The sequence below is a fragment of the Caulobacter sp. BK020 genome, from assembly GCF_004342605.1.
Classification (GTDB): domain Bacteria; phylum Pseudomonadota; class Alphaproteobacteria; order Caulobacterales; family Caulobacteraceae; genus Caulobacter.
The window spans coordinates 81,268-95,398 of the sequence record NZ_SLZL01000013.1 but is presented as its reverse complement, the minus strand read 5'-3'; the positions used below and the strand labels follow the sequence as shown (position 1 = coordinate 95,398).

The 14,131-nt window shown below is 66.9% G+C and carries 12 protein-coding genes; 4 read left to right on the top strand and 8 right to left on the bottom strand.

The annotated features are described in order from the left end of the window. Positions 1 to 39: 39 nt before the first annotated feature. The 6 genes from EV278_RS16570 to EV278_RS16545 all read right to left on the bottom strand — a co-directional run bounded on the left by EV278_RS16570 (position 40) and on the right by EV278_RS16545 (position 6,463). The gene (locus EV278_RS16570; protein WP_132093818.1) at positions 40 to 1,164 is read right to left on the bottom strand and encodes a glycosyltransferase; all 1,125 of its coding nucleotides are present in this window, start codon (positions 1,162 to 1,164) and stop codon (positions 40 to 42) included. A 56-nt stretch (positions 1,165 to 1,220) separates the two neighbouring features. Continuing rightward, positions 1,221 to 2,009, bottom strand: coding sequence for a WecB/TagA/CpsF family glycosyltransferase (locus tag EV278_RS16565; RefSeq protein ID WP_207905504.1), 789 nt, complete (start codon positions 2,007 to 2,009; stop codon positions 1,221 to 1,223). Positions 2,010 to 2,481: 472 nt separating this feature from the next. After that, positions 2,482 to 3,681, bottom strand: a complete 1,200-nt coding sequence (locus tag EV278_RS16560; protein WP_165916676.1) for an O-antigen ligase family protein — start codon at positions 3,679 to 3,681, stop codon at positions 2,482 to 2,484. Between the two features lie 162 nt (positions 3,682 to 3,843). Then, positions 3,844 to 5,154, bottom strand: a complete 1,311-nt coding sequence (locus EV278_RS16555; protein ID WP_132093812.1) for an outer membrane beta-barrel protein — start codon at positions 5,152 to 5,154, stop codon at positions 3,844 to 3,846. Positions 5,155 to 5,216: 62 nt separating this feature from the next. Continuing rightward, positions 5,217 to 5,693, bottom strand: a complete 477-nt coding sequence (locus EV278_RS16550; RefSeq protein WP_132093809.1) for a hypothetical protein — start codon at positions 5,691 to 5,693, stop codon at positions 5,217 to 5,219. A gap of 188 nt (positions 5,694 to 5,881) precedes the next feature. Beyond that, positions 5,882 to 6,463 carry a hypothetical protein gene (locus tag EV278_RS16545; protein ID WP_132093806.1) on the bottom strand — a complete coding sequence of 194 codons (582 nt, stop codon included), beginning with the start codon at positions 6,461 to 6,463 and terminating at the stop codon, positions 5,882 to 5,884. 207 nt (positions 6,464 to 6,670) lie between these two features. Between EV278_RS16545 and EV278_RS16540 the strand changes: the two genes are divergently transcribed. From EV278_RS16540 to EV278_RS16530, 3 genes are all read left to right on the top strand, one after another. Beyond that, positions 6,671 to 7,261: a polysaccharide biosynthesis/export family protein gene (locus tag EV278_RS16540; protein ID WP_243692224.1), complete on the top strand. Its 591-nt coding sequence runs from the start codon at positions 6,671 to 6,673 to the stop codon at positions 7,259 to 7,261. A gap of 117 nt (positions 7,262 to 7,378) precedes the next feature. Beyond that, a complete protein-coding gene (locus tag EV278_RS16535; protein ID WP_165916675.1) occupies positions 7,379 to 8,221 on the top strand; it encodes a metallophosphoesterase family protein in 843 nt (280 codons plus the stop codon). 90 nt (positions 8,222 to 8,311) lie between these two features. Further along, entirely contained in the window at positions 8,312 to 10,741 is a 2,430-nt protein-coding gene (locus EV278_RS16530) for an EAL domain-containing protein (RefSeq protein ID WP_132093803.1), read from the top strand. A 68-nt stretch (positions 10,742 to 10,809) separates the two neighbouring features. Here EV278_RS16530 and EV278_RS24070 read toward each other — a convergent pair whose 3' ends face one another. After that, the gene (locus EV278_RS24070; RefSeq protein ID WP_165916673.1) at positions 10,810 to 10,977 is read right to left on the bottom strand and encodes a hypothetical protein; all 168 of its coding nucleotides are present in this window, start codon (positions 10,975 to 10,977) and stop codon (positions 10,810 to 10,812) included. 239 nt (positions 10,978 to 11,216) lie between these two features. Then, positions 11,217 to 12,746, bottom strand: coding sequence for a helicase HerA-like domain-containing protein (locus EV278_RS16525; protein ID WP_132093800.1), 1,530 nt, complete (start codon positions 12,744 to 12,746; stop codon positions 11,217 to 11,219). Positions 12,747 to 12,862: 116 nt separating this feature from the next. On the opposite strand from EV278_RS16525, the gene EV278_RS16520 reads away from it, so the two are divergent. Next, positions 12,863 to 14,008, top strand: a complete 1,146-nt coding sequence (locus tag EV278_RS16520) for an AI-2E family transporter (RefSeq protein ID WP_132093797.1) — start codon at positions 12,863 to 12,865, stop codon at positions 14,006 to 14,008. The last annotated feature ends 123 nt before the right edge of the window (positions 14,009 to 14,131 follow it).

The following is a 14,131-nucleotide window of genomic DNA, read 5'->3' as shown; positions in this document are numbered from 1 at the left end:
TCTTGTTGCAGCTGAGGTTTCGGTGTGTGCGGCCCACGGTCAGGCCATGAGCTGTTCGTAAGACGTAATCATGGCGTCATAGGCCGCCGCCGCTCCCAACGCGCTCGCTCGCGCCGCCGCGGCGGCGTAGTGGGCGGGATCGTCCAGCAAGCGCAGGATCTCGCGCGCCAGCGATCGATCATCGTGGACGCCCACCACGACGCCGCAAACCGTCCCGTCAGGCGCGGAGACGCCCTCGACCTGGACCTGCGCGTCCGAGACCACCAGCGGCACGCCGAGCCTGGCGGCCTCGATAAGCGCCAGGCTGTGTCCCTCGAACAGGCTGGGCTGAACGAACACATCGCCCGCCGCCAGGATCTCCAGCGCCTCGGCGCGGGGATGGAAGCCGAGGAAGTGGACCCGGTCGGCCACGCCGAGCTCGGCCGCCAGCACCCTGAGCGCCGGCGCCTCGGACCCGTCGCCGACGATCCGCACCACCACGTCCGGCATGTGGACCGCGGCGCGGATGAGGACCGGATAGTTCTTCTGCTCGGCCAGACGGCCGATGGCGACAACCTGGCGTCCAATCGGTCGCCCTTGGCGCGCTTCGGCCAGGCGCGCGATCCTCGCCTCGATGTCGGGCGGCAGGGCGTTCTTGATCGTCTTCAGCTTGGCGCGATAGGGCGAAGGCTTGCCAGCGTGCGTGCGCTGGACGGCCTCGGACACGCCGACCACGTGGGCGACGCTGGCCAGGGATCCGGTCAGGCTGTCGACCAGGTTCAGCGCGCGATTATAGGTGTCCGAAGGGCTGTGGTGCGAGATCACCACCCGGACGCGCCGGCGCGCCAGGGTGGCGGCGACCGGGGCCAGAACGTTGGCGGCGGGCAGGGCGGTGAACACGACGTCCGCCTCGAACGCCTCGAACAGGCGGGTCAGGGCGCGGACCATGGCCAGCTTGGCGCCCGTCGACGCCGGCCGTTCGGGGACGACGTAGGTCCAGGTCAGGGGCGCGACTTCCTGGGCGGGCGTGTCACCCGGATAGAGCGCCGCGAGCATGACCTGATGGCCGCGCGCTCGCACGCCTTCCGCCAAATTGGCCCAGATTTCCTGGGCGCCGCCCGATGTCGAATGCGAGACCAGGAACACGGCCTTGCGCGGGCCGGCGGAGAAGGCGTCGACGATCATCGGTCGGCTTTCGGGCGGAAGAGCCGCGGAAGAAGCATTTTCGATCGGCCCGGTGGTCACGGTGTCTTGGCGTCCGTCAGGGGCGGCGCGCTATCGGTGGTCTGGGTCGCCAGATAGAACAGCGCCGGCAGGTTGGTTCTGAAATACCGCCCGCTCAGCCGCAGGGGTTCGTTGATGGTGCGGTGCAGCCACTCCAGGCCGATGACCTGCATCCAGCGGGGCGCGCGTTTGAACTTGCCGGAATAGTGGTCGAACATGCCGCCGCAGGTCCGGATCCAGCCGATGCCCGACAGGCGCTCACGGTTCCTGTGGGCGAAGGCTTCCTGCAGCGGACTGCCGAGCCCGACCCACATCACGTCCGTTTTCAGCGCCACGACCTCGGCGCAGATCTCCGCCTCGTCTTCCTGGGTGAAGTAGCCGTTGCGGACGCCGACGATCTCCAGACCAGGATAGAGCGCGCGGAAGTGTTGCGCGGCCTTCTCGGCGACGCCGGGTTTGGCGCCGAGAAAATAGAACTTCAGCCCTTCGCGCGAGGCCACCTCGGCGGCGTCGTTGATGAAGTCCGTGGTGGCCACGCGCTCCCTCAGGGGCTCGGCGCAGAGCAGTTGGGTGGCCATCACCAGCGGCATGCCGTCGGCGTCGACGATGTCGGCCTCAAGGATCAGGTCGCGGAACTCGGCGCTTCGGTGGAAGTCGGCGATGACCGCGCCGTTCGAAGAGACGACGATCCGCGGATAGCCCTTCCTACCCGCCTTCGCCGCCCGGCTGTCTTCCAGCATCACGGCCGCGAGTTCCGCACGTGTCAGGCGCGTCGTGGGCACCCCGCCCACCAGGAGAGTGCGCAACGCCCCTGACCTATCTGGCATGTAGTTCGCCAATCCTGAACAAACTCAGCGCCATGACTTCGGTCGTTATCCCTTTGCGTCCGCCCGGAGGCCGCATTTGCTGTTCGGATTAGGGCTCTGATGCGGCATCGCGAGGACAGAGCGGGTGAAATCGAAAGTCTCGCGAGGCAAACACTCCTGAGACGACGTCGCAGGATCTACATGTCCGCAAGCCATCCCTTACACAAGCGTATCGTGCCGTTTTGGAAATGTCCTTGTGATCCCGATCAATTTTTTGCCACCTGATAAGCGTCCGGCGCGCTCGGAACGCGCGGAGTCGACCCGGATGCATTTCTGAACGCAAGATCTTGGCCGAGATTCGACGGTGCTGGGCGTCGCTTGAGCTCCGGTTTCAAAACGTCATGGCAACCAATAGTCTAGTTTCAGAGGAATTACCGGCGGGGTCGCCTGCGGTTAAGTGCCGCGCCGGGGCCTAGCTTCGCCATTGGGTGAACGCGAACTGCAGGCCGAGCAGAAAGGCCCAGAACGCGGCGATGGAAGGCACCTGCAGCGCATAGTCCGTGGCGCCATGGAGCAGGACCACGACGCCGGAAACCACCAGCCCCCTGGCCAGGGTCTGGCCGGAACGCATCCTGGCGACATGAAAGGCCGAGACCAGCATGATCGCGGCGACAAGGGCGAACATCGGCAAGGCTCCGGCGAGGCCCGCCTCCTCCAGCCACTGGATATAGACGTTGTGGGCGGCCCGGATCGACCACAGGACGGAATAGTTTTCCGTCGTCAGGGCCTGGCTGTTGATGTCGTTGAACGATCCGAGTCCGCGCCCGAAGATCGGCGAGGCCAGGAACGCGCTCCAGTGGGTCGAGAAGATCTGGCCTCGAATCGAGGCGTCGGAATCTAGCGCGTGCACGCGACTCCACATGGGAGCCGAAGCGCCGGCGACGACCACTAGCGCCGCCAGGGTGAGGGCGAGATCGCGCGGGCGGACGGTGATGCGGATCTTGCGTTGGGAGGCCAGATCCCAGGCTAGCAGGACCAGGATCGACGCGCCCGTGGCGGCCAGACCCATGCGGGAGGCGGTCAGGACCAGGCAGGTGGCGATGCAGAACAGGCTTCCGGCGGGCGTGGCCAGCTTGCGCAGCCGGTCGTCCTGGTTCAGGCGGGCGGTGCGCCGCAACTGCCGCAAGAGGAAGGCGGTGGTGACGACCGCCAGCATGCCGAAGACGGTGGCCCCGCTGTTGGCGCTCAGGAAGCCCCCGGAGAGTCGGCCCTTGACCTGGAGGCCGGCCAGGTAGAGGGCGATCGATGCGGCGGCGTAGACGCCGCCGAGCAGGACGATCCATTCGACCGTCGTGCGAGCCCGCTCGCCCCGCGCCCCCTGAACGCAACCCACGGCGAAGATGCAGGCCAGGCCGCCAAGCTTGACGATCTCCAGCCAGGTCGCCGACCGATTGATGGAGAGGACGCCGGGGGCGCCCGTCAGCGCCCATGCCGGGGTCGAAGCCGAAGATGCCGGCAGATAAAGCGTTAGGAACGCGACGCCCAGCACCGTTGCGAACAGGCCCAGCAGCGGCCACGCGAATTTCAGTTCAGCCAGTTCATTCCGGAGACGCGGCCGGGTCAGCACCACGCACAGCGCCACGGCCAGCGCCAGGGAGAAACCCTGGGCCAAGACCGTCTGATTTGCGCCCGCGGCCAAGTGGGTCAGATAGAGAAGGCCAGGCGCCAGGGCCGGCGCCAGCCTCCGCCACCGCGTTTCCGCCGAGACGGGGGCGCGCGAAACCAGGAGGCGCCGGTGACGACGCCGCGCTTGCCGAACGGCCATGGCGGCCGGCTAGAACTGGGTCGTCAGCGAAAGGGTTACGCGATTGACCATATAGTTGGGGCCGCTGCTGATCCCATCGGACGATTGCTTGGTGCGGTAGTAGCGCAGGCTGAGGCCGAGGTTGCGGTTGACCAGATAGTTGCCGCCAAGCGCGAACTCGGTGCGGTCGTCCTTCCGGTCGATGCCGTTGTAGTCATCGTTCGCATATTTGAGGCTGGCGCTCAGGATCAGATTGCGCAGCAGTTCGTGGTCGACTTGCAGGCCCAGGTTCGACGACAGGTAACCGCCCGCGCCGACCACGCCGGCGTCTTCGATCGCTCGCGACGCAGTAGCCGTGACGGTGGTGAGTTCAGTCGGGAACCACTCCAGCCGGGTGCGCGAGCCAAAGCCGTGAATTTCGTTATAGGCGGCGTTGTCGAACGACTGGCTGACATAGCCGACGGCCACCTCACCGCGGACGACGGCGCCGAGTTCAAAGTTGACGCCGGTGAGCAGTTCATAGCCGTCGGAGTCGCGCGCCGGCGTGGCGACGGTGCCGGTGTCGTAGTCGCGCTTGTTGCCGGTGACCGCAACAAAGAGGGCCGTCGCCGGGCTGACGGCGTAGTCCACGCGTCCCTGCAGGCTGCTGTTGACCCGGTCGCGGGCGTCCTGATCGATGACGACGCCATTCAGGTCGACGCCGTCCTTATAGTCGTAGGACTGGAGGTCGGCGCGCACCGACAGCTTGGTGCGGCCGACGGTCCGGCTGGTCGAGAGATAGGCCTGGGCCTGATCAAACTTGATCGGATCGCGCGCGGAAACCGCTGTATTTGACGAGGTGCGCGGCTCGATCGCCTTGATGTAGTCGGCGCCCAGGGCAATGTTGAAATCGCGCAGGATGTCGATTCGACCCGTGCCGCCAACGCTCCAGTTGTTGGCGTTTTCGGTTCTGTACTTGTCGTTGCGGATGAAATCGCCGCGGACATAGGCGTTTAGCTGGTGCTGCGACCAGTTGGAATTGAGAGTGGCCGACGGGCGGGTGTGGAAGGCCCAGTCGCCCTCCGGGCCGGTCTCGACGGCGAAGACGTTATCGGTGTGCTCGGCGTCGATCTGAAGGCGCGGGAACAGCGCGAACGCCCCCACCGGTACGCCGAGCGCTTCGTATTCGGGATGCGGACGATCCAGCACCGCGACGCTGCGATCGCGCGCGAACAGATCGGGGGTGCGAGCCTGAGCGGAATCGAGGGCTTGGCCGAACGACGTCGTCGGACAGGCGCTCGCGGCGACGGCGAGAATGAAGCAAGCCTTGGCGGCGTTGATCTTGATGTCGGTCGCCCGCATGCGGCCAAGCCTCTCGTTCCGTTCAGTCACTTTGCACCCTTGAATCAATTTCGTGTCGAGCTTTAGGCGGCGCGATAGTCCGAACCGCCGCCGCCGCCCGTGGCTCCAGGGGCCGAGATCGGCGGCCCGCCGGTGGTGCCGATCGAGCCCGGACCTTCCTGCACCTTGATCGCCGCCAATACCTTGGCCAGCACTTCAGCGAGGGCTGATGCGATGGCGGGGGTCAGGGTTCCCGCGGCCTGCATGTTGGTCTGGGTGAGCTGCAGGGCGCTCACCGCGGTCTGCGGCTCGACGCCGCTGGTGGCGATCGTCTGCTCCAGAGCCGCCACGATGGCGACGTGGGTCGCATCGGCCGTCAGCGACTTGGCGTTGGCGGCGGCCTCTGCGGCCTGCGCCGCGATCGCCAGCGCCGACGCCAAGGGCCCCGGATCCGGCGTCGGCGCTTGGGCGACCGCGATAAGCGGTGAAGCCGCCAGGCTCATCACCGCGCTGGCGGCCATCGCGCGCATCGCGATGGCCACGAATGTGTTTCTGTTCATTCAAACCCCCTCGCCGTGAACTCAGCTCACGGTTCATCGGCCCCCCAGCAAAGGCGGCGCCAATCTTCCCTCGATAGCGTTAAATCCCACTGCCGCAAAACGTGTAAAACTTGCGGTTCGCGGGTTTACTATAACTTGAAATGCGGCGCAATATCCATGAGTACGCAGAAAACTCGAAGAATAATCGGCTATTCTGCCGCTTTTGCGAGCATGCCGTGGTCTCTCAGCGCATCGTTGTGACCTGAGCGCTCGACCAGCGCGGCCGCCCAACGTCCGGTTGGATTGTGGATGGCGCGGACGATATCGGGGCCGCCACTGTGATAATGGGCGAAATTCCTCATTTCATTCACGGCCCGCGTCCTCAAGGCCGGTGTCAATTCGGACCAGTGTTCGAATATGAAACGCAGCCGCCAGCGGGTGACGTCCGGACCAAGCGGCGCGGCCTGGTAGGACTTGTCGAGATAGCCGAGCGCCTGGTCATCCAGGGTGCGGGTCGCGAGCTGCCGCACATAGGCGCGCCGCAGCCAGGCGTTCGCGGCGGTGGGCGCCTGCGCCAGGGCGGCCTGACTTTCCCGGTCAGCCGCGATGGTCTGGGGATACTGCGCGGAAAGCGCCCGATCGGCGCGCATCTCGTGGACCGGCGCCAGGTCGGGGTGGAACTCGTCCGGCCACGTCAGTCCGGCGGTGGTGATCGCCGCGCCCGCCGCGGCCGTAATCGCCAGGGTGGTGACCGCGGTCGTTTTCAATGTCCTGGCCGTCATCCACGTCATTCTTCGCCTCGTAGTCGGTCGATGCGCGGGCATCTGCGTCGCGCAATATTGCTACTCTATTATGATCGCGCGCCCGCGCCGGTGAGCAATTCATATTGCGAGGCCGGCCATGCAGCCCTGCCCCTTGCTAAATTCGGGCCTGTCTGCTTTTGAACAAGCTATCGCCACACCGCTATGGTTTCGACGGCTCGGAAAGAGGATTTCGATATGCGTCACTTCTTGCGTCTCTGCGCCATGAGCCTGGTTCTGGCCTTCGGAGGCGTGGCCTGCGCCCAGACGCCCGCCGCCCCGGCGGCCGCTCCCGCTGCGACGAGCGCCGAGAACACCGTTCGAACCGTGCCGGAGTATCGGCTGGGCGTCGCCGACAAGGTGCGCGTCAATGTCTTCGGCGAAGAGGCTCTGACAGGCGAATTCCTGGTGGGCGGCGGCGGCAAGGTCTCGCTGCCGCTGATCGGCGAGGTCCAGGCGGCCGGCCTGACGATCTCGGAATTCCAGAACGAGGTGAGCAACGAGCTGCGCAAGGGCTACATCAAGGAGCCGCGCGTCAGCGCCGAAGTTCTGAACTATCGCCCCTTCTATATCCTGGGCGAGGTGAACAAGCCCGGCGAGTATCCCTACACCAACAATCTCTCGGTCCTGAACGCCGTGGCCACCGCCGAAGGCTTCACCTATCGCGCCAACAAGAAGGTCGTCTTCATCAAGCGCGCCGAGGACCCGGCCGAGCAGTCCTACCCGCTGACGCCTCTGACGAAGGTCGCGCCCGGCGACACCATTCGGATTGGCGAACGTTATTTCTGAGTTTTCGGGTTTCTTGACCTTTGGATCGTTACCCTTGCCTCGCATCAGCTTTCCGCTCCGTTCCGCGCCTGGGCGCTTGCCGGAGCCGCCGCGGGGTCATGACGGAATGGATAGGGGATGATCGGTAACTGGTTAGCGCGTCGGAAGTCGTCGAACGCCGGCCCAGTCGCCAGCGTGCCGCCAGGCACGCTGGTATGGACGGTTGGCGACATCCACGGACGGCTCGATCTTCTGCGCCCCCTGCTCGGCGCTGTTCTCGAAGATTTCGCTCGCAGCGCGCAGACCCGCAAGGTGCTGATCTTTCTTGGCGACTATGTCGACCGCGGCCCGGAGTCCCAGGGCGTGATCGAACTGCTGTGCCGCCTCGCGGACGGCGGTCCCATCGAAACGGTTTTCCTGCGCGGCAACCACGAAGACCGGATGGCGGCGTTCCTCGAGGATCCCGGCATCGGTCCGACCTGGTGCGACTATGGCGGGCGCGAGGCGCTCCGGTCGTACGGCGTGACGGCGCCGGCCGATCGCGCCGACAAGGAGGCCTGGGCCGCCGCCTCAGCCGACTTCAACGCCGCCCTCAGTGACCGCCACCGGGCTTTCCTGCGGGACCTGAAGTTCAGTGTCAGCGTCGGTGACTATTTCTTCGTGCATGCCGGCGCGCGGCCGGGCGTCCCGCTGGACCAGCAGTCCAGGCACGACATGATGTGGATCCGGCAGACCTTCCTGGACGACAGCCGGACCTTCGAGAAGATCATTGTGCACGGCCACACGCCGACCGACGACATCCAGTCGGACCACCGTCGCATCGGCCTCGACACGGGGGCCTACGCCACGGGCGTGCTGACCGCCGTGCGCCTCGAAGGCGAGGAGCGCGCGGCGCTGCAGACCGCCATGACCGGCTCGGGAGTGGAGCTCTGGCGCAGCGAGGTCGCGACGACCAAGGGCGCGAAACGCTCGGCGCGATAGCGGCGGTTGGGGTAGGCGACCGCAAAGGCCCGTCGAAACCCTTTTTTTGCATCTTGCCCGCTACAGATTGCAGGTAACGCCCCGGGGGACCTGCGCTTGCTCAAGGTTTTGACCTGCCTGACGACGGAGCACGATCTGCGCCTGGTGGTGGTCGCCGGCCTGATCTGTTTCGCCGCGTGCTTCACGGCGTTCCGCCTCTACTCCCGGATGCGCGGGGCCAAGGGCGTGGTGCGGGCCGCCTGGCTGCTGCTGACCGGCCTGGTGTCGGGATCGGGCGTGTGGGCCACCCACTTCATCGCCATGGTCGCCTACAGCCCCGGCCTGAAGACCGGTTACAGTCCCGCGGGCACCTTGCTGTCGCTGATGATCGCGGTGCTGTTCATGGCCGGCGGCTTCGCTGTGGCCTCGGCCCAGCGCTCGCGCACCAACGACTTCGCCGGCGGCTTGGTCCTGGGCATGGGCGTGGCCGCCATGCACTATACCGGCATGTCCGCCTTCGTCACCCAGGGCTTCTTGCAGTGGGAGCAGGCGACGATCGCCGTCTCGGTGCTGGCCGGCGTCGTCGGCGCCGCGGGCGCCCTGCAACTGGCGGGACGCGCGCGCAGCCTGGTCCGGCAGCTGGGCGGCGGGCTTCTCCTCACGCTCGGAATCTGCGCCCTGCATTTCATCGGCATGGGCGCGATCACCATCGTTCCCGACCCCTCGATCGACGTGCCCGACCAGATGCTGTCGGGCGCGGTCCTGACCCTGGCCGTGAGCTCGATCACCGGCATGATCATCCTGGGCGGTCTGGGCGCGGTGGCCATCGAGTCCTCGACCAGCCGCTCGGCCCTGGACCGTATCCGCCGCCTGGCCGACGCCGCCTACGAGGGCATCGTCGTCGTCCAGGACGGCCTTATCAACGACGCCAACGCCGCCTTCTGCCAGTTGGTCGGCCTTCAACTGGACGCCCTGCTGCGCGCGCCGCTGTCGGATCTGCTGACCCTGGACAGCACCGCGTCGATCCGGGAAGGCGAGCGCCGCGAGGGCGTGCTGCAGCCCGCCGACGGCGGTCGCGCCATCCCGGTCGAGGTATTCTCGCGGCTGATGGACGACGGCGCCCGACGCGAAACCTCGGGCCTGACCGTGCTGGCGGTGCGAGACCTGCGCGAGCGCCGCTCGGCCGAGGAGAAGATCCGTTACCTGGCCGAGCACGACGGCCTGACCGGCCTGCCCAACCGCAATTCGCTGCAGACCCGCCTGGCCGCGGCCCTGGACCGGGTCGAGGCCTCGGGCGAGAGCCTGTCGCTGATCTGCATCGACCTGGATCATTTCAAGGAAGCCAACGACCTGCACGGCCACCTGGCGGGCGACGCCCTGCTGGTCGAGGCCGCGCGCCGGCTGCAGGACAGCCTGACGGCCCCGTCCTTCGCGGCCCGTCTCGGCGGCGACGAGTTCATCGTCGTGCAGGTGGCGGCGGGCGACCAGCCCGCAGCCGCCGCCGAACTGGCTGGCCGGCTGCTGGAGACCCTGTCGGCGCCCGCCACGCATGAGGGCCGGGACCTGGCCATGGGCGCCAGCCTTGGCGTCTCGCTGTTCCCGCACGACGGCCGCACGGCCGAGGCGCTGCTGGCCAACGCCGACATGGCGCTGTACCGCGCCAAGGAAGGCGGCCGCGGCGCCTATCGCTTCTTCAAGCGGGAAATGGACGAGACGATCCGCGAGCGCCGAACCCTGGCTCGCGAGCTGCGTCAGGCGATCGCCGACGAGGAACTGGTCGTTCACTATCAGCCGCTGGCCAAGGCGGCCGATGGCGAGGTCTGCGGTTTCGAGGCCCTGGTGCGCTGGAACCATCCGGGGCGGGGCATGGTCCCGCCGCTGGAATTCATCCCCGTCGCCGAGGAAAACGGCCTGATCACTCAGCTGGGCGAATGGGTCTTGCGCCGAGCCTGCGCGGACGCCGCCAGTTGGGAGCGGCCGCTGCGCATCGCGGTGAACCTGTCGCCGCTGCAACTGAACCAGCCGAACCTGCCCATCCTGGTGCATGAAATCCTGGTGCAGACCGGCCTGTCTCCCAAGCGGCTGGAGCTCGAGGTCACCGAGAGCGCCCTGTTCAAGGACTATCAGCGGGCGCTCGACAACCTGCGCCGGCTGAAGGCGCTGGGGGTGCGGATCGCCATGGATGACTTCGGCACGGGCTTCTCGTCGCTGTCGACCCTGCAGTCGTTCCCATTCGACAAGATCAAGATCGACAAGAGCTTCGTGGAGAACATCCACCGTCACGACCGTGCGACGGTGATCGTCCGCGCGGTGCTGGGCCTGGGCCGCAGCCTGGACATCCCGTGCGTGGCCGAGGGCGTCGAGACCCAGGAGCAGATCGACTTCCTGCGGGGCGAGGACTGCGCCGAGCTGCAGGGCTACGCCATCGGCCGGCCCGCTTCGGTCGACACGCTGTCCGCCTGGACCCTGGCGAGCAAGGCCGCCGCGGCTCCGCTGGCGACGACGGCGGATGAGAAGGCGCGGAAGCGGAAACGCGCCTGATTGCGGAGTTCGGTCTCACGCCGCCGCGGCGGGAGTGAGACGGCTGGCGACCGCGGGCGCCGTCCCGGTCACCGACTCAGGGCGACGACGCCGAAGATCAGCGCGGCCCATATCGCCAGGCTGAAGCCGGCGCAGAGGATCAGGGGCCATCGGATCTTGTACCGGGGCGGGGCGCGCCGGGTCGCGCCCAGGAACGGAGCATTGTGCGTTTGAACGTTCGAGGGGCCGAACTTCATTGCGTTTCCTCCCACGCCCGGCCTTTGATCGAGGGTCTCCGCCCCGTCGTGCCGTGTACGCCTATGGATATGAGTCCCAGAATAGCTCAGTTGCAAGGCATACACACGCATAGGGCGCGGAAAAATGCGTCAAATCGCGCGATTTCCCTCGAAATCGGATCCTGAACTGGTCAAGCGGACTCCGATCTGCCGGGCCTCACCCGAATTTCGGCCGACTCGCTTCAAGCTTGGCCTTTGACCTAGCGTCTCCGACTCATTCCCCCCATCAGGCCACGCATGATTTCGCGCCCGGCCTGGTTGGCGATCGTCCGCAGCAACGAGGTGGCGAAGGCCTCGCCCATCGACTGGCGGCTGGAGGCGCGCGGACGCGACGCGGCGCGAGCCTCGCGCGCCTCCTCCCGTTCCCGCACCTTCTCGGCCGCCGCCCGCTGGCGCTCGGCCTCGGCCTGGGCGGCGGCCGTGTCAGCCTGCTGCTGGGCCTGGGCGGCGCGGCCTTGAAGGGTTTCGTAGGCCGAGGCGCGGTCCAGGCTTGTGTCGTAGAGGCCGGCGACCGGGCTCTTGGCGATCAGGGCGGCGCGCTCCTCCGGCGTCAGCGGGCCCAGGCGCGAGGCCGGCGGACGGATCAGCGTCTTCTGCACGACGCAGGGCGCGCCCTTGGCGTCCAGGGTCGAGATCAGCGCCTCGCCGACACCCAGGGCCTGGATGGTCTCGGCGGTGTCGAAGGCTGGGTTGACCCGGAACGACTGGGCGGCGGCCTTCAGCCCCTTCTGGTCGGCGGGGGTGTAGGCTCGCAGCGCGTGCTGCACCCGCGCGCCCAGCTGGCCCAGCACGGCGTCGGGAATGTCGGCCGGGTTCTGGGTGACGAAGTAGATGCCCACGCCCTTGGAGCGGATCAGCCGCACGACCTGCTCGATCTTCTCCAGCAGCGGCTTTTCCGCATCGTTGAACAGCAGGTGGGCTTCGTCGAAGAAGAACACCAGCTTGGGCTTCTCCGGATCGCCCACCTCGGGCAGTTCCTCGAACAGCTCCGACAGCAGCCACAGCAGGAAGGTCGAATAGAGCTTGGGCGACTGGATCAGCTTGTCGGCCGCCAGCAGGTTCACATAGCCGCGGCCGGCCACGTCGGTGCGCATCAGGTCGGCCAGCTTCAGGGCCGGCTCGCCGAAGAAGTTCTCGGCACCCTGGCTCTGCAGGGTCAGCAGCTTGCGCTGGATCGCCCCCACCGTGGCCGGCGAGACGTTGCCGTACTGGGTGCCGATCTCGGCGGCGTGGTCGGCGACATATTTCAGGGCCGCCTGCAGGTCCTTCAGATCCAGCAGCAGCAGGCCGTCCTGGTCGGCGACGTGGAAGACCACCGTCAGCACGCCTTCCTGCACGTCGTTCAGTTCGAGCAGGCGCGACAGCAGCAGCGGACCCATCTCGGAGATGGTGGTGCGGATCGGGTGGCCTTTCTGGCCAAACAGGTCCCAGAACACCACCGGCGGGGCGGACGGCGTCAGGGTCAGGCCCATGGAGGCGGCGCGCTCCAGCATCCTGTCGTTGGGCGTCCCGATCGCGCCGACGCCAGAGAGGTCGCCCTTCACGTCGGCGGCGAACACCGGCACGCCGGCGTCCGAGAAGGCCTGGGCCATGACCTGCAGGGTGACGGTCTTGCCCGTGCCGGTCGCGCCGGCCACCACGCCGTGGCGATTGGATCGGTCGAGCCGCTGGGTCACGGGTCCCTCGCCCAGTCCGATGAGGATCTCGCCTTCGCCGATCACCAGGGTCATACAACAACGTCCTTCAGATTGAGAGCTTGAGCCTAGCCCCGGCCTTGCGTCGCGCCAATCGCCTCGCGCAATGTGGCGCCAGTCTTTTACAGACCTTCGAGAAAGAGATGTCGCCGATGTCCATCCCTGCGTCGATCACCGGTCGCAACGCCCTGGTGTTCCTGGCGGTCATCGCCGGCGGCGCGACGCTGTACTGGATGCGCGGCATCCTCACGCCCCTGGCCATGGCGGTGTTCCTGGCGGTGATGATCGACAGCTTCGCCCGGGTGCTGGTCGAGCGCCTTCCGAAGTTCCCCAGGAACCTGGCCCTGCCGGCCGCGATCTTCCTGTCGATCGCCATGTTCGCGGCTTCGGTCTGGGTGGTCACCGCCAACGGGGCCAGCTTCGTCGGCCAGATCCGCGACTACGCGCCCCGTCTGAACGAGGTGATCGCCAAGGTCGCCTCGCTGGTCGGGATCAAGGTGGCGCCGACGATCGGCGACCTGATCAACCAGCTCAATCCCAGCAAATACGCCGGCGCGGCCGCCCAGAGCCTGCAGAACTTCGCCTCCAACGCCATACTGGTGCTGATCTATCTGGGCTTCATCATCGCCTCGCGGCGAGGCTTCAATCGCAAGATCGTCGCGCTCTATCCGCATCATGCCGAGCGCGACAGCGCGGTTCAGCTGTTCCAGCGCATCCGCAACGGGGTCGAGCAGTACCTGTGGATCCAGACGGTCACCGGCCTGATGATCGCCGCCGCCGCCTGGGTGGTGATGATGCTGCTGCGCCTGGACAACGCGCTGTTCTGGGCCTTCCTGATCTTCGTGGCCGCCTATATCCCGATCATCGGCGGCGCGGTGGGCTGCATCCTGCCGCCGCTGTTCGCCCTGGTGCAGTTTCCCGACAGCTTCTGGCCCGCCCTGATCCTGTTCGGAGCCTTGGAGCTGATCTTCTTCATCGTCGGCAACGTCATCTATCCGCGCATGCAGGGCGACAGCCTGAACATCGACCCGACGGTGGTGCTGCTGTCATTGGCGGTATGGGGCGCGCTGTGGGGCGTGACGGGCATGTTCCTGTCCACCCCGCTGACCGTGGCCCTGATGCTGATCATGGCCCAGTTCGACGGCACGCGCTGGATCGCCATCCTGCTGTCGGAAGACGGCGATCCCAGCGGATCGGGCCTCGACCGCAAGCCGCCGGGTGCGTCGGCCAAGGCCTCGCCGGACAAAAAAGCGGGCTCCGCATCCGCTTCCCGACAGAAGTCGATCAAGGGGGCTTAAAATCCCGAATGGCCTTCCTATCTAGTTCCTGTCGGCAGCCCCCCTTGCCGGCCCCGCGCGACGCAAACCGAATTTCTGGAGCGTCCAATGCGGACTCGCCCGCCTCCCCCCGGCGGGCCCGCG

Coding starts and splice junctions, on each gene's coding strand:
- EV278_RS16570 (WP_132093818.1), bottom strand. CDS start 1,164: ATGATCGTCGACGCCTTCTCCGCCGGCCCGCGCAAGGCCGTGTTCCTG.
- EV278_RS16555 (WP_132093812.1), bottom strand. CDS start 5,154: ATGCGGGCGACCGACATCAAGATCAACGCCGCCAAGGCTTGCTTCATT.
- EV278_RS16550 (WP_132093809.1), bottom strand. CDS start 5,693: ATGAACAGAAACACATTCGTGGCCATCGCGATGCGCGCGATGGCCGCC.
- EV278_RS16545 (WP_132093806.1), bottom strand. CDS start 6,463: ATGACGTGGATGACGGCCAGGACATTGAAAACGACCGCGGTCACCACC.
- EV278_RS16540 (WP_243692224.1), top strand. CDS start 6,671: ATGCGTCACTTCTTGCGTCTCTGCGCCATGAGCCTGGTTCTGGCCTTC.
- EV278_RS16535 (WP_165916675.1), top strand. CDS start 7,379: ATGATCGGTAACTGGTTAGCGCGTCGGAAGTCGTCGAACGCCGGCCCA.
- EV278_RS24070 (WP_165916673.1), bottom strand. CDS start 10,977: ATGAAGTTCGGCCCCTCGAACGTTCAAACGCACAATGCTCCGTTCCTG.
- EV278_RS16525 (WP_132093800.1), bottom strand. CDS start 12,746: ATGACCCTGGTGATCGGCGAAGGCGAGATCCTCATCGGACTGGGCGAG.
- EV278_RS16520 (WP_132093797.1), top strand. CDS start 12,863: ATGTCCATCCCTGCGTCGATCACCGGTCGCAACGCCCTGGTGTTCCTG.